The 16,406-nt window shown below is 75.3% G+C and carries 18 protein-coding genes and 1 riboswitch; of the genes, 12 read left to right on the forward strand and 6 right to left on the reverse strand.

What is annotated here, in order from left to right; genetic code table 11:
- Positions 1 to 60: 60 nt before the first annotated feature.
- A riboswitch (cyclic di-AMP (ydaO/yuaA leader) is annotated at positions 61 to 216 on the forward strand.
- A gap of 194 nt (positions 217 to 410) precedes the next feature.
- From AC3WT4_RS04160 to AC3WT4_RS04185, 6 genes are all read left to right on the forward strand, one after another.
- Positions 411 to 1,013 carry a C40 family peptidase gene (locus AC3WT4_RS04160; RefSeq protein WP_492314789.1) on the forward strand — a complete coding sequence of 201 codons (603 nt, stop codon included), beginning with the start codon at positions 411 to 413 and terminating at the stop codon, positions 1,011 to 1,013.
- Between the two features lie 199 nt (positions 1,014 to 1,212).
- Positions 1,213 to 1,632, forward strand: coding sequence for a hypothetical protein (locus AC3WT4_RS04165; RefSeq protein ID WP_492314790.1), 420 nt, complete (start codon positions 1,213 to 1,215; stop codon positions 1,630 to 1,632).
- Positions 1,633 to 1,659: 27 nt separating this feature from the next.
- A complete protein-coding gene (locus AC3WT4_RS04170; protein ID WP_492314791.1) occupies positions 1,660 to 2,364 on the forward strand; it encodes a histidine phosphatase family protein in 705 nt (234 codons plus the stop codon).
- A gap of 68 nt (positions 2,365 to 2,432) precedes the next feature.
- The gene (locus AC3WT4_RS04175; RefSeq protein ID WP_074806582.1) at positions 2,433 to 2,981 is read left to right on the forward strand and encodes a DUF3090 domain-containing protein; all 549 of its coding nucleotides are present in this window, start codon (positions 2,433 to 2,435) and stop codon (positions 2,979 to 2,981) included.
- A gap of 68 nt (positions 2,982 to 3,049) precedes the next feature.
- The gene (locus tag AC3WT4_RS04180) at positions 3,050 to 3,808 is read left to right on the forward strand and encodes an SCO1664 family protein (protein WP_492314918.1); all 759 of its coding nucleotides are present in this window, start codon (positions 3,050 to 3,052) and stop codon (positions 3,806 to 3,808) included.
- A 76-nt stretch (positions 3,809 to 3,884) separates the two neighbouring features.
- Positions 3,885 to 4,250, forward strand: a complete 366-nt coding sequence (locus tag AC3WT4_RS04185) for a nuclear transport factor 2 family protein (RefSeq protein ID WP_257417978.1) — start codon at positions 3,885 to 3,887, stop codon at positions 4,248 to 4,250.
- A gap of 69 nt (positions 4,251 to 4,319) precedes the next feature.
- On the opposite strand, the gene AC3WT4_RS04190 is transcribed toward AC3WT4_RS04185, so the two are convergent.
- Positions 4,320 to 5,084 carry an SDR family oxidoreductase gene (locus tag AC3WT4_RS04190; RefSeq protein WP_492314792.1) on the reverse strand — a complete coding sequence of 255 codons (765 nt, stop codon included), beginning with the start codon at positions 5,082 to 5,084 and terminating at the stop codon, positions 4,320 to 4,322.
- Positions 5,085 to 5,184: 100 nt separating this feature from the next.
- On the opposite strand from AC3WT4_RS04190, the gene AC3WT4_RS04195 reads away from it, so the two are divergent.
- Complete coding sequence (locus AC3WT4_RS04195; RefSeq protein WP_492314793.1) at positions 5,185 to 6,051, forward strand: helix-turn-helix transcriptional regulator; 867 nt, start codon at positions 5,185 to 5,187, stop codon at positions 6,049 to 6,051.
- A gap of 4 nt (positions 6,052 to 6,055) precedes the next feature.
- Here AC3WT4_RS04195 and AC3WT4_RS04200 read toward each other — a convergent pair whose 3' ends face one another.
- On the reverse strand, positions 6,056 to 6,436 hold the full coding sequence (locus AC3WT4_RS04200) for a VOC family protein (protein WP_492314794.1): 381 nt from the start codon (positions 6,434 to 6,436) through the stop codon (positions 6,056 to 6,058).
- A 97-nt stretch (positions 6,437 to 6,533) separates the two neighbouring features.
- On the opposite strand from AC3WT4_RS04200, the gene AC3WT4_RS04205 reads away from it, so the two are divergent.
- Positions 6,534 to 7,775: an AI-2E family transporter gene (locus AC3WT4_RS04205; RefSeq protein WP_492314795.1), complete on the forward strand. Its 1,242-nt coding sequence runs from the start codon at positions 6,534 to 6,536 to the stop codon at positions 7,773 to 7,775.
- Positions 7,776 to 7,794: 19 nt separating this feature from the next.
- Here the strand turns inward: AC3WT4_RS04205 and AC3WT4_RS04210 are convergent, their stop codons facing one another.
- On the reverse strand, positions 7,795 to 8,172 hold the full coding sequence (locus tag AC3WT4_RS04210) for a hypothetical protein (protein WP_146177714.1): 378 nt from the start codon (positions 8,170 to 8,172) through the stop codon (positions 7,795 to 7,797).
- A gap of 103 nt (positions 8,173 to 8,275) precedes the next feature.
- Here AC3WT4_RS04210 and AC3WT4_RS04215 point away from each other — a divergent pair, with 103 nt between their 5' ends.
- On the forward strand, positions 8,276 to 8,881 hold the full coding sequence (locus tag AC3WT4_RS04215) for a DUF4334 domain-containing protein (protein WP_108049745.1): 606 nt from the start codon (positions 8,276 to 8,278) through the stop codon (positions 8,879 to 8,881).
- Here AC3WT4_RS04215 and AC3WT4_RS04220 read toward each other — a convergent pair.
- Complete coding sequence (locus AC3WT4_RS04220; protein ID WP_492314796.1) at positions 8,845 to 10,038, reverse strand: NAD(P)/FAD-dependent oxidoreductase; 1,194 nt, start codon at positions 10,036 to 10,038, stop codon at positions 8,845 to 8,847. The two genes, AC3WT4_RS04215 and AC3WT4_RS04220, sit on opposite strands and share 37 nt — an antisense overlap.
- A 195-nt stretch (positions 10,039 to 10,233) precedes the next feature.
- Between AC3WT4_RS04220 and AC3WT4_RS04225 the strand changes: the two genes are divergently transcribed.
- Complete coding sequence (locus AC3WT4_RS04225; protein WP_492314797.1) at positions 10,234 to 11,043, forward strand: SDR family NAD(P)-dependent oxidoreductase; 810 nt, start codon at positions 10,234 to 10,236, stop codon at positions 11,041 to 11,043.
- A 6-nt stretch (positions 11,044 to 11,049) separates the two neighbouring features.
- Here AC3WT4_RS04225 and AC3WT4_RS04230 read toward each other — a convergent pair whose 3' ends face one another.
- Positions 11,050 to 12,276 (reverse strand): helix-turn-helix transcriptional regulator, encoded by a 1,227-nt coding sequence (locus AC3WT4_RS04230; protein ID WP_492314798.1) that lies wholly within the window; start codon positions 12,274 to 12,276, stop codon positions 11,050 to 11,052.
- A gap of 135 nt (positions 12,277 to 12,411) precedes the next feature.
- Here AC3WT4_RS04230 and AC3WT4_RS04235 point away from each other — a divergent pair, with 135 nt between their 5' ends.
- Positions 12,412 to 12,828, forward strand: coding sequence for a VOC family protein (locus tag AC3WT4_RS04235; RefSeq protein WP_257418902.1), 417 nt, complete (start codon positions 12,412 to 12,414; stop codon positions 12,826 to 12,828).
- A gap of 92 nt (positions 12,829 to 12,920) precedes the next feature.
- Here AC3WT4_RS04235 and AC3WT4_RS04240 read toward each other — a convergent pair whose 3' ends face one another.
- Entirely contained in the window at positions 12,921 to 14,747 is a 1,827-nt protein-coding gene (locus tag AC3WT4_RS04240; protein ID WP_492314799.1) for a DUF5979 domain-containing protein, read from the reverse strand.
- 162 nt (positions 14,748 to 14,909) lie between these two features.
- Between AC3WT4_RS04240 and AC3WT4_RS04245 the strand changes: the two genes are divergently transcribed.
- A complete protein-coding gene (locus tag AC3WT4_RS04245) occupies positions 14,910 to 16,391 on the forward strand; it encodes a trypsin-like serine peptidase (protein WP_492314800.1) in 1,482 nt (493 codons plus the stop codon).
- Positions 16,392 to 16,406 lie beyond the last annotated feature (15 nt).

Below are 16,406 nucleotides of genomic sequence, written 5' to 3' on the forward strand. Positions count from 1 at the left end.
GCTCCTCGCGGAACCGTCCGCGAGGGATCCCGGAGGGTGCCGAGCCCTGTCAGCTCCGGGAGCACACCATCGACGACCACGACAGGGGCGGGGGAACCACTCAGGCGAGCACCGCGGTGCTCTGGGGGTGAAGCCGGGCCGCAGCCACCGGTCCGGCCGGGTCACTCTCCGACCCGAACCCGACAGCTCACCCCGTAGGCACGAAGGAGACCATCATGAACGCAAGAAACCCGGGACGTCACCGTACGTCCCGTCGACCGATCACGCCGCTGACCTCGATAGCCCGTACGGCTCAAGAGGGGACTGCCGGCGCTGCCCGCAAGGGTGTCCTCCTGGCTGCCGGGTCGGGGCTGCTGGTCTCGGGGTTCGCGGCGCCGGCCAGCGCCGCGCCGAGCGCGGAGCCCCAGGCGGTGTCCGGGGTCGATCTCAGCGCGCTGACCGAGCAGGCCCGCCAGGCGCTCAGCGCCGCACCGGCGGTCACCGTCTCGGCCGACGCGTCGTTCGCGATCGAGCAGGCACCGGTCACCGTCACCCCCGCCCCCGAGCCGGAACCCGAGCCGGAGCCGGAGCCGGAGGCGGACCGTCAGGAGCGTCCGGCCCGGAGCGGGGAACGGACGAGCACGTCGGCGGAGGAGGGCACCGAGGAGGCGCCCGCTCCCGTCGCGGTCCCGGCGTCGGCGTCGGGCTCGGCCGTGGTCAGCATCGCGGCCCGCTACCTCGGCGTGCCGTACCTCTGGGGCGGTACGACGCCGGACGGGTTCGACTGCTCCGGCTTCACGTCCTACGTCTACGCCCAGGTCGGCATCGACCTGCCCCGGACCTCGTCGCAGCAGCGGTACGCGGGGACGGTGATCTCCCGAGACCAGGCGCAGCCCGGTGATCTGATCTGGAGCCCGGGGCACATCGGGATCTACGTCGGGGACAACCAGCAGATCGAGGCACCCTCGCCGGGCAAGACCGTCCGGTACGGGGAGATCTGGCAGTCCAACCCCACCTTCATCCGGGTGGGCTGACCGAAGGAGGGCCCCGCCCGGCGGGTGGGGCCCTCCCTCGACCGATATACCCTTGCGGGGTATCGCTCGCGGGCGCCGGTCCCGTCGGCACGACAGGAAGAAGGACAGGCATGGCGTCCCGGGGATATCGCGGCGAGCACGGACCGACGGCGGTCCGCCACCAGGTGCGGCACCAGGCCCGCCACCAGGGCATCGACGCGTGACGGCGACGATCCCGACCGACGAGCGGGGACGTCGTCCCCGCCCGGCGCGCACGGTGCCCGGCATCACGGCGTGCGGGCTGTGCGCGGGGGAGACGCTGGCCGCGACCGACACCCGTCCGGGTGGGCAGCTCGACCGGCTGCGCCGGATCGCCGAGACCGGGGACGCGCGCCTGACCGTCGTGGACTGCCTCGACGAGTGCGAGCGCGGGGACGTCGTGGTGGTCAGGCCGGTGCCCGCCGCCCGTGCCGCCGGCCCCACCTGGTTCGAGCAGCTCGCGGGCGACGAGCTCACCGACGCCCTGCACTGCTGGATCCGCGCGGGCGGACCGGGCCTGGCGCCCCTGCCCGACCGGCTCGTCCCGCGGGTCATCCCGACCCAGGACACGGCCTCCTCGGACGCCGCCGCGGCGAGCTGAGAGCCGGCGGTCACCTACGCTCGGGGCATGCCGACCGTCCTGCTCGTCCGTCATGGCCGCACCACCGCGAACGCGAGCGGCATCCTCGCCGGGCGGGCGGACGGCGTCGCGCTCGACGCCGTCGGGCGTGACCAGGCGGCCCGGGCGGCCGAGCGCGTCGCGGGAGTGCCGCTGGCGCGCGTCGTCACCAGCCCGCTGGAGCGGTGCCGGCAGACCGCGAGCGCCCTGCTCGACCACCAGGCGGGTGCGCCGGACTCCGTGACCGAGCACGGGATCACCGAGTGTGACTACGGGCAGTGGCAGGGTCGTGCGCTCAAGGACCTCGCCCAGGAGCCGCTGTGGTCGGTCGTGCAGACGCAGCCGTCGGCGGCCGTCTTCCCGGGCGGCGAGTCGCTGGCGGCGATGCAGGCCCGGGGCGTCGAGGCGGTCCGGCGGCACGACGCGGAGGTCGCCGCCCGCCACGGCGCGGACGCGGTGTGGGTGGCGGTCTCGCACGGCGACGTCATCAAGTCCGTGCTCGCCGACGCGCTGGGGGTGCACCTGGACCTCTTCCAGCGCATCGTCGTCGGCCCGGCGTCGATCTCCGTCGTCCGGTACGGGCCGCGCCGCCCGGAGGTCGTGGCGGTGAACACCGACGCGGGCGACCTCTCCTGGCTGCGCAGCGCCGCGCCCGTGGGGGACGCGCCCGTCGGCGGTGGGGCCGGGCCCGGCCAGGCCGACGCCGCGCGGTAGCCGGAGCGTCCGGCGTCCGACCCGTGGCCGTCCCGTGCGGACGGGCCGTGCGCTCGTAGAGTGAGGGCATGCCCACTCTCGTCCACGAGTACGACTGGCCGGACCGCGTCGTCGTGGGGACCGTCGGGTCGCCCGGCTCCCGCACGTTCTACCTGCAGGCGCGCGAAGGCACCCGGACGACGAGCGTCGCGCTCGAGAAGGAGCAGTCCGCCGTCCTGGCGGACACGATCCAGCGCCTGCTGGACGAGCTCATGGAGGAGCCCGACAACCGGTACAGCGTCCCCGCCGACGTCCCGGCCGAGCTCGTCGACGACGACCCCCTGGACCTCCCGGTCGAGGAGGAGTTCCGCACGGGCGCGATGCGCCTCGCGTGGGACCCTCGCACGGCGCAGGTCATCGTCGAGGCGTTCCCGCTCGTGGACGACGACGACCTCGACCCCGAGGCGGACGAGCCGGAGCCCGCGGAGTCGCTCCTCGTCAAGATGCCCGTGGGGACGGCGCGCGCGTTCGCGCAGCGCACCCGCGCCGTCGTGAGCGCGGGGCGCCCCCTGTGCCCGCTGTGCGGCCGGCCGGTCGACCCCGACGGGCACGAGTGCGCGCTGCCCGACGAGGCGTGACGACCCCGCACGACGACGCCGTCGCGCCGTCCGGTCTCGACCCTGCCGGCACCCCGCCCGACGCCGCCCTGACCGAGGCACCGCTCGCCGTCGTCGGGCGCATCCGCGCCGCGTCGAACGCGACGTTCCTCGCCCGGCTGGGCGACCTCTCGGTCGTGTACAAGCCGGTGGCGGGGGAGAAGCCGCTGTGGGACTTCCCGGACGGCACGCTCGCGGGTCGCGAGGTCGCCGCGTACCTCGTGTCGGAGGCGTTCGGCTGGGGGGTCGTGCCGCGCACGTGGCTGCGCGACGGGCCGCTCGGTCCGGGCATGGTGCAGCTCTGGCAGGACGTCGACGCGACGCAGTCGCCCGTCGACGTCGTGCCGACGGACGAGGTCCCGCGCGAGGGCGTGCGGACCGTGCTGGAGGGCGTCGACGAGGAGGACCGCCCGGTCAGCGTCGTGCACGAGGACTCGCCGGCGCTGCGGCGCATGGCCGTGCTCGACGCCGTCGTGAACAACGCCGACCGCAAGGGCGGGCACGTGCTGCCGCTGGCCGACGGGCGGCGCCTCGGCGTCGACCACGGCGTGACGTTCCACGTCGAGCCCAAGCTCCGCACGGTGCTGTGGGGCTGGCTCGGCGAGCCGCTCGCCGACGACGAGCTCGCGGGCGTCGAGCGCGTGCGCGCGGGACTCGGCACCGACGGCGGCCTCGGCCGCGCTCTGCGCGGGCTCCTCGCGCCCGACGAGGTGACCGCCCTCGCGGAGCGCTGCGACCGGCTGCTGCGCACGGCACGGTTCCCCGGGCCGGAGGGCGACATGCCCGCCGTCCCGTGGCCGCTGTTCTGACCGGTCGCCGGCTCCGGACGGTCGCCGGCGCCGCGTCCGCCGTCCGCCCGGGAGACCGCGCGCATAGACTCGCGCGATGAGCCTCCTTGCTGCCGAGCACGCTCTCCAGGCCGCCCAGCGTGCGGGCGACGTCGCCGCGCTCGACGCCCTGCTGCACCCGCGGTGCGTCGGGGCGGGACCGGACGGGTCGGTCTTCTCCAAGGAGGACGACCTCGCGAGCCACCGCTCGGGTGCGCTGCGGATCACCCGGCTGGAGGAGGAGTCGCTCGTCGTCCAGGAGGACGGCCCGAGCGGGACGACCCGGCTGGTCGCCGCCGTGGACGCGGTCCAGGACGAGACCGCGCTGTCCGCACGGCTGGTCTACACGCGCCTGTGGGTGCGTGCGGACGGCGCGTGGCAGGTCCTGGCCGCGACCCTCGCACCGGCGCCGGAACCAGCCTGACCACGCTGCCGCCGGGCCTGCGTGCGCGACCCGCGGGTCGTCGTCGGGCGGGCCGGCGGCCCGGTCGGCTCAGCGACCGTGCGGGTCGGACGCGTTGAGGGTCCGCACGACGTCCTCGTAGTCGCCGCGCGCCTCGCCGAACCGGAGGAGCTTCACGCGCTCGACGAGGATCTCGTGCGCCGCGGGCTGCGTGCGCAGCAGGTCGACGACCTCGGTGACGAACTCGTCGAGCGGCATGGCGATCGCGCTCTCGCGCTGACCCGGCATGAGATCCGTCGCCACCGACGGCGGGACGAGCTCGACGACGTCGACGCTCGTGTCGGCGAGCTGGAGCCGCAGCGCCTCGCTGAGCATGTGGATCGCGGCCTTCGACGCGTCGTACGTCGGCGTGGCCGCGAGCGGCGCGAACGCCAGCCCGGACGACACGGTGACGATCGTCGCGCGCGGCCGGGTCTGCAGGTGCTCGACGAACGCGCCGACGAGCCGGATCGGCCCGAGCACGTTGGTCGTGATCGTCTCCTCGGCGGTGTCGAGGAAGCCCCCGGGGTGGTGCCAGTCCTCGGTGCGCATGATGCCGGCCATGGTGACGAGGGTGTCGAGGTCGGGGTGACGGTCGAGCACCTCCTTCGCCGCGGTGGCGATGCTCTCGGGGTCGGTCGTGTCGATGCGCACGGTGTCGAGGCCGGGGTGCTCGGCGGCGATCCGCTCCAGGAGCTCGGCGCGGCGCCCGCCGACGACGACGGTGCTGCCCTGCTCGTGCAGCGCGACGGCGAGCGCGAGCCCGATGCCGCTCGTCGCGCCCGGGATGAAGACGGTGCTGTTCGTGATGTCCATGCCTCGATCCTGGGCGCCCGGCGCGCGCCGCGGCAGAGTTCGGTGGACGGGGGACCGGCGATCCCTGGCACGGGCGGCGCGCACCCCGGACGATGGGCGCATGGACCGCGCCGCGCTCGCCGACTTCCTCCGCCGTCGCCGGGAGACCCTGCAGCCGGGCGACGTGGGCCTCCCGGCCGGGCTGCGCCGTCGGGCACCGGGCCTGCGCCGCGAGGAGGTGGCGCAGCTCGCGCTGATGTCGACGGACTACTACACGCGCCTGGAGCAGCAGCGCGGGCCGCAGCCGAGCACCCAGATGCTCGCGTCGATCGCGCGGGCGCTGCGCCTGTCCGACGACGAGCGCGACTACCTCTACCGGGTCGCCGGGCACGGGGTCCCCGACCGGGCGACCGATCCCGGGCACGTGGCCCCGGCGTTGCAGCGCGTGCTCGACCGCCTGGGCGACACCCCGGCCCTGATCCTCGACCCGCTCGCGCAGACGCTCGCGCAGAACGACCTGGCGCGCGCGCTCTACGGCGACGCGTCCGCGTACACAGGGTGGGACCGCAGCGAGATCTACCGGTGGTTCGCCCACCCGACGACGGCGCGGGCTATCTACCCGGCCGACGACCGGGACCGGCAGGGTCGCGCGCTCGTCGCGAGCCTGCGGTCGGCCGTCGCGGTGCTGGGCGCGTCGTCGCGCGCGGGCGAGCTGGTGCGCGTCCTGTCGCGCACGAGCCCGGAGTTCGTGGCGCTCTGGGACCGGCAGGAGGTCGCGCGCCGGTTCGTGGACCACAAGACGCTCGTGCACCCGGTGGTGGGGGAGATCGAGGTCGACTGCCAGGCGCTCGTCACGGAGGACCAGCTCCAGGTGCTCCTCGTGCTCACGGCAGCGCCGGGGACGCAGGCGGCGGACAGGATCCGGCTGCTCGGGGTCGTGGGCACGCAGGACCTCGCGGTCCGGTCGCCCGGCCCGCAGGACGCCTGACTGCTCAGGGGTCGAGCCGGCGGCGGAGCAGGCAGAACTCGTTCCCCTCGGGATCGGCGAGGACGTGCCACGGCTCGTCGCCCGTCTGGCCGACGTCCGCGGGCCGCGCGCCGAGGCCGAGGAGTCGTTCGAGCTCGGCGCCCTGGTCGCGGTCGGTCGGGTTGACGTCGAGGTGCAGCGGGAGCTTGCCCGCGCGCGGGTCGGTGCTCGGGCTGAGGATCAGGGTCGGCTGGGGGCCGCCGAACCCGACGCCCGGCGGGCCGATCTCGATCGAGCCGTCCTCCTCGCGGTCGAGCTCGACGTAGCCGAGGACGTCGCACCAGAACCGCGCGAGCAGCTCCGGGTCGGCGCAGTCGAGGACCAGCTCGCTGATGCGGGACGCCATGCCTCGCACCCTACGGGCTGCCGGGCCGCGGCACCCGGCGGGTGACGCCCGATCGTGGCACCCTGGCCGTCACACGTGCGGCGAGAGAGGGAGCGGGATGGGTCTGGGCAGACGGCGGTCGGGCAAGCGGGCGGACGTGCGCACGGAGGATGCTCCCCCCGCGGAGCGCGCCCCTGCCGGGGAGTCAAACGCCGCTACGGACCGGGACGACGCCGCCGCGCCTGCGCGCCCGGCGGGAGCGTCCGCGCTCTGGTCGGACGGCCTCGGGCGCGCGGGCACGCGCTCGGTGCAGGTGCTCGCCCTGGTCGCGCTCGTCGCCGTCGCGGTGTTCGCGGTCACGCGCCTGACCCTCATCGTCATCCCGGTCCTCATCGCGCTCGTGCTCGCCGCGGCGATCTCGCCGCTCGTCGGCCTGCTGCGGCGCAAGGGCGTGCCGTCCTTCCTCGCGACGGTCGTCGCGCTGCTCGCGCTCGTCGTCGTGCTCGGCGTCGTGGTGTGGCTCGTCGCGGCGGCCGTCGTCAAGCAGTGGCCGGAGCTGCGCGACCAGGCGGTCGAGGGTTTCGACGAGCTCCAGACGTACGTGCAGAACCTGCCGTTCGACATCACCGAGGAGCAGATCGCGTCGGTGCGCGACTCGCTCGTCGGCCTGCTCCAGTCCGACGCGGTCGGCGCCGGGGCGCTCGCGGGCGCCTCCCAGACGGTCGACTTCGTCGCCGGGTTCTTCGTGATGATCGTCGTGCTGTTCTTCTTCCTCAAGGACGGCCCGGCGATCTGGGAGTTCCTGCTGCGCCCGTTCGAGGGCGCGCGGTACGCGCGCGGGCAGCGCATCGGCGAGACGACGGTCCGCACGCTCGGCGGCTACGTGCGCGGGACGGCGATCGTCGCCGCGGTCGACGCCGTCGCGATCGGCATCGGCCTCGCGATCGTCGGGGTGCCGCTCGTCCTCCCGCTGTCCGTGCTCGTGTTCCTGCTCGCGTTCATCCCGCTCGTCGGGGCCACGCTCGCGGGCGTCCTGTGCGCGCTCGTCGCGCTCGTCGCCGTCGGGCCGGTCGAGGCGCTCGTCGTGGTCGCGATCGTCATCGCGGTGAACCAGCTCGAGGGCGACCTGCTCCAGCCCGTCGTCATGGGCCGCACGCTGCGCCTGCACCCGCTCGTGATCCTCATCGCCCTCACCGCGGGCACCGTGCTCGCGGGCCTCACGGGCGCCGTGCTCGCCGTGCCCATCGCGGCGTCGATCTGGCGCGCGATCCAGGTCTGGGACGGCCCCGACCTCCCCGCCCGGTTCGCGCGCCAGAAGCGGCACGAGACCGTGGACGGCGCGCCGGCGTCGTCGTCCTGACGGCGGGTGCGGGGCGGGCTCAGGCCTCGGCGGTCCCCGCGCGCGCCCAGAGGGCGGCGAACTCCGCCGCGTCGAGCGGGCGGACGTCGCCCGTCCCGGCGAGGTCGGCGTCGTCGAACGGCTGGTCGGTGAGGAACCCCGCGTCGTCCTCGACGACCTCGTCGTACGCGTACCGGCGCCAGGACCCGTCCTCCAGCCCCACGACCTGTCGGACGGCGACCACCTCGCCCGCGAGCGGCACGCACGCCCACGCGTAGGCGCGTCCGTCGAGCTCGCGCCCGCTCGCGAGGTACCACCAGCGGTCCGCGTGCTCGGCCGCGCGGCGGAGCGCCGCGACGCTCCGGGCGAGCGCCTGCGCTGCGGGGTCCTGGAACGTCTCGTGGTCGCTGTGCTGCACGAGCACCAGTGTGTCAGCGCCGGTGTCGGCGGGACGGGCGTCGTCCCGCGCCGCGCGGGAGGATCGGGACGACGGCACCGCCCGGACGACCGAGGAGCGACGCATGACCGATCCCGACACCGTGCGGCCGGGGCGCTCGCCGTCCGGCACGCTCGACGACCTCGCGAACGGCACGACGACGGACGCTGCGCTCGCGTTCTTCGACACGCTCGCGCCGGTCGACGGCGAGACGCTCCCAGGGTTCTGGTGGGGCTCCGGGCTGCCGACGGGGCACGTGCTCGACGGCGCGCTCGAGGCCCTGGGCTGGGCGGGCAAGCAGTTCGAGCCCGGCGGCGACGCGCACCCCCTCCTGCTCGACGGCGCGGGTCGCGGCCTCGTGGACGTCAACCCCGCGCTCGTGCCCCTCCCGCTCGTGCTGCGGGCGGCCCCGGCGCTGCGCCGACCGCCGGTCGCCCGGGTCGTGCGGGCGCTGCTGCCGCTCACCCGGACGCGCGGTCCGCGGGCTCGGGTGCGCGCCGTCGTGCACCGGGGCGTGGTGACCGCGGCGATGACCTACGACGCGCTCCCCGTCGAGGACGCGCTGCGCGCCGTCGACGACGACACGGTCGTGGGCTGCATGGAGGCGCGCGGCATGGGCCGCCCGTTCTTCTTCGTGCTGCGGCGCGCCGTGGGTCAGGACACCTTGCCCTGGAGCAGCCGCCGCCAGTAGATCGTGGGCTGCAGGTAGCGGTCGAACAGCAGCAGGCTGCGGCGCGGGCGTGCGAGGTCGACGACGCCGAACCCGGGGTCGGGCCGGCGGTCCCGGTCGAACTCCGCGAGGAGCAGGCGGTCGCGCGACGTCGTGACGGGCGCGACCGAGTAGCCGTCGTAGCGCTGCATCGGGGTGCCGCGCCGTCGGGCCTGGATGTTGCGCGCCACGACGGGCACCTGCCGGCGCAGGGCGCCGCCCGACGGCATCGCGTCGACCGCCGCGGCGTCGCCGAGCCCCCAGACGCGCGGGTGCGCGACGTGCTGGAGGGTCTCGGGGTCGACCGCGACGAACCCGTCGCTCTCCGAGGTCGCGAGCCCGCTCGCGGCGACCCACGCCGGGGCGCGGTGCGGCGGCGCGACGTAGAGCGCGTCGTAGGAGACCTCGTCGGTCCCGTGCGGCCCGCGGAGGCGGGCCGCGCGGTGGGTCGCGTCGACGGACACGAGCGAGGTCGCGGTGCGCACGCGCACGCCGTAGCGCCGGGCGGCGGCGCGCAGCGCAGGCTCCGCGCGCGGGTCGTCCACGAGGCGCGGCGACTCGACCGCGAGCTCCACCCGGATCGCGTCGAGGACGCCGGCACGGCGCCAGTGGTCGGCCGCGACGAACAGCGGCTTGAGCCCCACGGGGAAGCACGGCACGTGCCGCGCCGAGATCGCGAACACCACCGTGCCGGACGTGAGCGACGACAGGAGCTCCCACGTCTTCGCCGCGAGGTCGGGCAGGTAGCTCGTCGCGGCGTACGGCGTGCCCATCGCCTGCTCGGCGCCGGGCACCGCGTCCCAGTCGACCTCCGACCCCGGGCACACCGCGAGGTCCCCGTAGCCGAGGGCGCGCCCGCCCGCGAGGTGCACGAGCGAGCGCTCCGGGTCGACGCCGACGACACGGTCGGGGTAGACGCGCACGCCGTCGGGCACGACGTCCTCCTGCGGCCGCGTGAGGTCGTCGAGGGTCGCCATGCCCGACGCGACGTAGGAGAGCAGCGGCCGGTACTGGTGCGTGGTCCGCGGGTCGACGACGGCCACGTCGGGGCAGCCGTCGCGGCGCAGGCGCCCGGCGAGCGAGATCCCGGCGTTGCCGCCGCCGAGGACGAGCACGTCGTGGCGTGCCGGTGCGGTCATGGCGGGTCCGATCTGCCGGGGGCGGGTCGCTCCACGCTACGGCGGGGGCCGTCCGCACGCCCTGTCAAACAAATGCAACCAGGGGGTTGCACTGGCCTCGGCAACGTGCAACTCTGAGGTTGCATGACGAGCGCCGGTCGCGGGTCGCGCCGGCGCGACCGAGACCCGTTCGACGGGACGCACCGGGAGGGCGACATGACCGGACTGCTGCAGGACAGGGTCGCCGTGGTCTACGGCGGCGGAGGCGCGATCGGCGGGGCCGCGGCCCGGACCTTCGCGCGGGAAGGGGCGCGCGTCTTCCTCGCGGGCCGCACGCAGGACCACCTCGACGTCGTCGCGCGCGACATCGCTGAGGCGGGCGGCCGCGCCGAGACCGCGCGGCTCGACGTGCTCGACGAGCGGGCGGTCGAGGCCCATGCCGCGGCCGTCGCATCGACCGCGGGCGGGATCGACGTCGTGCTCGACGCGGTGAGCGTCCCGCACGACCAGGGCACCGCGCTCGCGGACCTCTCGTACGAAGAGTTCTGGCGCCCGGTCGAGGGGTTCCTGCGCGGCCTGTTCCTGACGAGCCGGGCCGTGGCCCCGTACCTCGCGCGTGACCGACCCGGCGTGCTCCTCACCCTGTCCGAGCCGGGCGCGCGGCTCGTCGTGCCGGGGATCCTCGGGCACGGCGTGAGCGCGGCGGGCAAGGAGGCGCTCACCCGGCTCCTCGCGGCGGAGCTCGCGCCGGCCGGCGTGCGGGTCGTCGGGCTGCGGCCCCACGCCGTCGTCGACGGGCCCGCGCACGGCTCGTACACGCGCGAGCTGTTCGCGCCCGCCGCGGCCGCCGCTGGGCAGACGGTCCAGGAGCTGCTCGACGACGGCCCCCTGGCTGCGGGGACGCTGCGGGGACGCCTCCCGACGGTCCAGGAGGTGGCCGAGGCTGCCGCCTTCCTCGCGTCCGACCGCGCCGCGGCGATGACGGGGACGATCGTCAACCTCACGGGCGGCGCGGTGCCCGACTGACCGTCGTCAGATCCCGGCGACCGCGCCGAGGCGCCCGGCGACGGCGTCGCACGCGGCGACGAGCTCGCCCGGGCCCGCGGAGAGCACGTCGGCGTCGAAGGCCGCGACCCGGGCCGCGAGCGCCACCCACGACCACGACCCGAGCGTCACCCGGCAGCGCTCGGCGCCCGCGGCCTCGACCGTGCCGTCCTCGACGAACGGCGCGACCGCGCGCGCCGGGGCGGCGAGCTCGGCCCAGCCCTCGCACGGCCACCGCGTGGCCGGGGTCTCCCGGGCCCCCGGGTTGCTGGACGTCGCCGCCGTGCCCGAGGCCCGGTGCGCCGTGCTACCCGTCGCCGTGCTGCCTGTCGTCGTGCGGCCTGTCGTCGTGCTGCCTGTCGTCGTGCCGCCTGTCGCCGTGCTGCCTGCGGGCGGCACGGGGCCCGCGACGGCGCCCGTGAAGCGCGCCGCGACGAACGCGCCGACGTCGCCGCCGGGCACCTCGCGCGCGACGAACCGTGGTCCGGTCGGAGTGCGCGGCGTCATCCGGTCGAGCCGGAAGGTGCGCCAGTCGTCGCGGTCGAGGTCCCACGCGACGGCGTACCAGCGCCCGTCGTGCACGACGACGTGGTGCACCTCGGCGCGGCGCGGCGGCCGGACGCCGGTGCGCGGGTCGTCGGGCTGCGCCGTCCCGGATGTCGCGCCGGGGCTCGCGTCCGGGTTCGCGTCGGGGTTCGCCTCCGGTGGCGCGTCGAGCGCCACGATCGCGTAGTCGAAGCGCAGCACCTCCCGGCGGCGCGCCGCCGCGCTCACGGCGAGCAGGACGTCGAGGTCGACCCGGACGGCCGGGCGCCCAGGTGTCGGGGCGACGGTCGTGACGTCGACCGCGTCGACGCGGTGCCGCAGCCGGGCGGGCAGCACCTGCCGGACCGTCGTCAGCGCCCGGACGGACGCCTCCGCGAGGTCGTCGCCGACGCCGCTCGCGGTGACCGTCCGCAGCGCGACGGCCAGGGCGACGACCTGCTCGTCGTCGAACAGGAGCGGCGGGAGCTCGGCGCCCGCGTCGAGGCGGTAGCCGCCCACGCGCCCGCGCGTCGCCACGACCTGGTAGCCGAGCTCGCGCAGGCGGTCGACGTCGCGCCGGACCGTGCGGGCGTCGACGCCGAGACGTGCGGCCAGCTCGGGTCCGGTCCGGTCCGGGCGCGACTGGAGCAGCGCGAGCAGCAGGAGGGTGCGGCGCGACGTCTCGGTCATGGCTCCATGCTCCCGCAGAATGCGGACACGAATCGTCCTGATGGAGCGCGAGAGTCGTGGGGTGCGCCCGGGTCGTCGGCCCGGCGCGCGGCCCGCGGCGACCGTCGCGGGTCACGAGCCTCCCGAGGAGACCTCATGTCCGTCCAGACCACCCCGCACCTCAACTTCCGCGGCGACGCCCGCGCCGCGCTCGAGCTCTACCGGTCGGTGTTCGGGGGAGAGCTCGTCGTCACGACGTACGGCGACCTCGGCCAGGCTGCCGACCCGGCGGCGGGCGACCTCGTCGTCTGGGGCCAGGTCAGCGCCCCGAGCGGGTTCCGCGTCATGGCCTACGACGTCCCCGCCGACCGACCCTGGAGCCCGGGCGAGGCGCCGTTCTTCGTGTCCGTGCGCGGCGACGACGTCGAGGAGGTCCGCCGGTACTGGGACGCGCTCGTCGACGGCTCGACCGTCGTCGCGCCGCTCGCGTCGTCCGACTGGGCGCCCGCGTACGGCATGCTCACCGACCGGTTCGGCGTGACCTGGGTGCTGGACGTCGCCGCGCCCCGCTGACCGGGACGTCGACCGGCGAGGACGGGACCGGCGACCGGATCGGAGGCGATCCGGTCGCCGGTCCCGTGCTCGCGCACCGGGAGGTGTCAGGCTCAGGCGCGGCGGCGCACCAGCGCGACCGTCGCGAGCCCGCCGAGCACGAGCAGGAGCGCGAGCACCAGGGCGGACGCCGTGTCAGCACCGGTCGTGGCGAGCCCCGCGGACCCGGGGGCGGACGTCGGGCCGGCAGTCGGTCCGGGCGTCGGGGTCGGCGTCGGGGTGGGTGCCTGGTCGTAGGTGTTCGTCACGACGAGCTCCGCCGTCTCGTCCTCCGCGACCGTCACGCTCTCGGGCGTCACGACGGTCTGGGTGAGGAGCGTGGTCGCGGTGCTGCCGTCGACGGTCTCGGTGACCGTGCAGGTCGTGCCGGCGGGGATGCCGTCGAGCTCGAGGGCCACGTTGTCCCCGCCCGTCAGCCCGCCCGGGAGCTCGACCTCCTGGTCGAACGCGCCGTCCGGGTCGTCGCACGTCAGGGCGAGGGTGATCGGTCCCTGAGCGCCTGCGGCGGGACCGTCGACGGCCTTGCGCACGAGCAGGCCGCCCGTGGCGACGTCGTACGTGTTCGTCACGGTGACCGTGGCGGTGTCGCCGTTGCTGATGACGACGGACTCGGGGGCGATGTCGGTCCCCGTGACGACGACGCTGCCGTTGTCACCGTCGTCGGTCTCGGTGACCACGCAGGTCCACTCGGCGGGCAGCCCGCTCACGACCTCCGTGTGCTCGCCCGCGGCGGCTCCGGCGGGGATCGTGACCGTCCGCTCGACCGTCTCCCCACCCTCCGGCGCGGTGCACACGATGTCGAGCACCACGTCGGACTGCAGCCCGGCGCCGTCACCGGTCACGACCTTGGTGACCTCGAGGCTGCCCGCGGCGAACGGTTCGAGCAGCGCCCCGGCCCGCTGTGTCAGCTGGGCCGGCTGCGCGAGGACGAGCTTCTGCGCCTCGGTGCGGTCCGCGTTCGAGCCGTCGTAGAGGTAGACCGTGCTCTCGAGGACCGAGACCTGTCTGTCGAGCACGAAGCCGTGGGGCGGGGTGTCCCCGGCGAGGCGCGCCCAGAGGGTCGCTCCCGGCTCGACCGTGTCCCCGTCGGCGAGGAGGTTCGTGCCCTCGGGGTCGGTGAACACCTCGGCGCCGAACGACTGGATCGTCGCGGGCCCGTCGGCCTCGACGGTGAAGGGCCCGACGATGTCGCCCGTCGTCGGTGCGGCGAGGTTCTCGGGCGTCACCTCGAGCAGCGGGGGCGTGGGCTCGGGCGAGGGCCCGTTCGCGATGGCGTCCGCGACGATCTGCGCGGTGTACTGCCGCACGGGGTCGGTCGTCGAGAGCACGTACTCGTCGGAGAAGAACCAGATCGCGGCCTGGACCGCGGCGGCGCGGGCGTTCGCCGAGGGGGCGGCCGCGGGCTCACCGGTGACGGGGTAGTAGTTGTGGAGGATGTAGCCGACGTACCCGAGGTTGGGCACGTTCGCCTCGTCCCAGGTGCCGATCTCGTAGTTGACCCCGGTCCGCGTGTCGGTGAGCAGGTCGATGCAGTAGGTGAACGTCGTCTGGCCGGACACGGCGTCCGTGACCTGGATCGCCCCGGCGAAATCCGCGTCGTTGGCGGTCGACCCGGCGGGTACGTCCGCGGGATAGCCGGCGAGCGGGTCGAACCCGGCGGGCGCGGTGAAGCCCGCGACAGCCTGTCCCGCGCCGAACCCGGTGATCGAGATCTCCGTGAAAGGGCCCCGTGGCCCGGCGCCGACCCCGTCCGGGTCCGGCTTCGCGTGCGCGGGCGGAGAGCCGAGCACGAGCAGGACGACGAGGAGGGCGAGGGTGGACAGCCAGGCCACCGCTCTCGCCGCACCGGTCCGGGACGTCGTCGTGGTCGCTGCGTGCACGGTTCCCCCTGAGGTGCGTCGAGACGGGCGGTTCTCAGAGTCCCACCATGACGTGACGTGCGCCACACTTTCCCGCATTCGATCGTCCGGCGTGTCGGCTGTACGTGCCGGGACGCGGGCTCCTCCCTCCAGGTGCAGGGGGACCGAACCGAGGGGGAACCCATGCCCGGAAGCAAGAAGTCGGCACCGCGGAAGCCGAGCCGGCGCGAGGTGCCGCAGACGCCCGACACCGTCGACGCGCTGTACCCGCCGCTGCCCGAACGCATCCCGCTGACGCTCGAGTCCATCGCGGGCGACGAGCCCACGTACGCGGAGATGCTCGAGTCCATCTGCGGCGCGACCGACGACTCCCAGCCCGTCGAGCAGTACGACGGCACGCTCGGCGTCACGCGCGCGTACGTGGACGCCCACCAGAAGCAGGCCGTGCAGGTCCAGTGGAACGCGGGCCTCGGCGGCGTCTTCACCAACCCCGGCAACGTCGACGGCGTGCGCTGGGGGAGCGGCACCCTCATCGCGCCCGACCTGGTCCTCACGTGCGGCCACCTGTTCGACCAGAGCGCGGACGGCTGGGTCCTGCCCCGGCAGAACGGGTCGATGCAGGTCATCACGCCGCAGCAGATCGCGACGAGCATGCATATCAACGTGCTGTTCCAGGTGGACCCGTCCGGTGTCCTGCGCACCGAGCAGAACTTCCCGATCGTCGCGCTCGTCGAGTACCGGCTCGGCGGCCTCGACATGGCCGTCGTGCGCGTGGGCGGCAACCCGGGGAACACCTACGGGTTCACGGCCGTCGCCGCGGCCAACCCGGCGGTGGGCGACATGCTCGCGATCATCGGGCACCCCGCCGGGATGCCCAAGCGTGTCGAGGCCGGCCCGGCGACGGTCGTCACGACGAACCAGGTCCGCTACGACGACATCGACACGCTCGGCGGCAACTCCGGGTCCGGGATCCTCGGGCCCGCGGGCGAGCTCGTCGGCGTGCACACGAACGGCGGCTGCAACGCGGCCGGGACCGGGTCGAACTTCGGCACGGCGATCGCGGGCATCCGCGCCGTCTCGCCGACGCTCCAGGCCCTGCCCCACGGGGCGCGCACCGCGACCGCCGACGACGGCTTCACGTCCCTCGCGCAGGACGTCATCGCGACCGTCAAGGCCGCCGACCAGGTCGGCACGCTCCTGGGCGCCGACACCGCCCGCGCCGTCGACGTGCTGACGATCCGGCAGGCCGACTCGCACACGGTCGCCGACCAGATCGGGACCTCGTTCCTCCGGGACCAGGGCGGCACGCCGCGCGCCCTCGACTCGGTCTTCCAGGGCGACACCCGCTTCGCCGCGGACAACCCCGTCGGCACCGGGCTCGCGGGCGACGTCGGCACCGGGCCGGGCGACACGCTCCAGGAGGGCATCTTCGACCCCGGCGACCTCGTCGACCCCGTGGTCAACCCCGCGATCGGGCGGCTCGTGCAGGCGGGCGCGCTCGCCGGGGCGCGACCCTTCGTCCAGGGCGCGGAGTCGCTCGTGGACGAGGAGGGGCCGGGCGGGGCGGTCGACGTCGTCGGCGCGCTCGTCGAGGCCGTCGCCGAGGCGCGCGCGACCCTCGAGGCCGTCGAGGCCACGCTCGCCGAGCTCCAGGCCGGGCAGTGACCCGGGCGACCTCGC

This window comes from Cellulosimicrobium sp. EB106-03-01-XG111 (assembly GCF_058792115.1).

Bases quoted from the DNA above. Each gene is read 5' to 3' on its own strand.
- AC3WT4_RS04205 (WP_492314795.1), top strand. From the start codon at position 6,534: ATGGGTCTGGGCAGACGGCGGTCGGGCAAGCGGGCGGACGTGCGCACG.
- AC3WT4_RS04230 (WP_492314798.1), bottom strand. From the start codon at position 12,276: ATGACCGAGACGTCGCGCCGCACCCTCCTGCTGCTCGCGCTGCTCCAG.
- AC3WT4_RS04235 (WP_257418902.1), top strand. From the start codon at position 12,412: ATGTCCGTCCAGACCACCCCGCACCTCAACTTCCGCGGCGACGCCCGC.
- AC3WT4_RS04215 (WP_108049745.1), top strand. From the start codon at position 8,276: ATGACCGATCCCGACACCGTGCGGCCGGGGCGCTCGCCGTCCGGCACG.
- AC3WT4_RS04170 (WP_492314791.1), top strand. From the start codon at position 1,660: ATGCCGACCGTCCTGCTCGTCCGTCATGGCCGCACCACCGCGAACGCG.
- AC3WT4_RS04175 (WP_074806582.1), top strand. From the start codon at position 2,433: ATGCCCACTCTCGTCCACGAGTACGACTGGCCGGACCGCGTCGTCGTG.
- AC3WT4_RS04190 (WP_492314792.1), bottom strand. From the start codon at position 5,084: ATGGACATCACGAACAGCACCGTCTTCATCCCGGGCGCGACGAGCGGC.
- AC3WT4_RS04225 (WP_492314797.1), top strand. From the start codon at position 10,234: ATGACCGGACTGCTGCAGGACAGGGTCGCCGTGGTCTACGGCGGCGGA.
- AC3WT4_RS04220 (WP_492314796.1), bottom strand. From the start codon at position 10,038: ATGACCGCACCGGCACGCCACGACGTGCTCGTCCTCGGCGGCGGCAAC.
- AC3WT4_RS04245 (WP_492314800.1), top strand. From the start codon at position 14,910: ATGCCCGGAAGCAAGAAGTCGGCACCGCGGAAGCCGAGCCGGCGCGAG.
- AC3WT4_RS04185 (WP_257417978.1), top strand. From the start codon at position 3,885: ATGAGCCTCCTTGCTGCCGAGCACGCTCTCCAGGCCGCCCAGCGTGCG.
- AC3WT4_RS04195 (WP_492314793.1), top strand. From the start codon at position 5,185: ATGGACCGCGCCGCGCTCGCCGACTTCCTCCGCCGTCGCCGGGAGACC.
- AC3WT4_RS04200 (WP_492314794.1), bottom strand. From the start codon at position 6,436: ATGGCGTCCCGCATCAGCGAGCTGGTCCTCGACTGCGCCGACCCGGAG.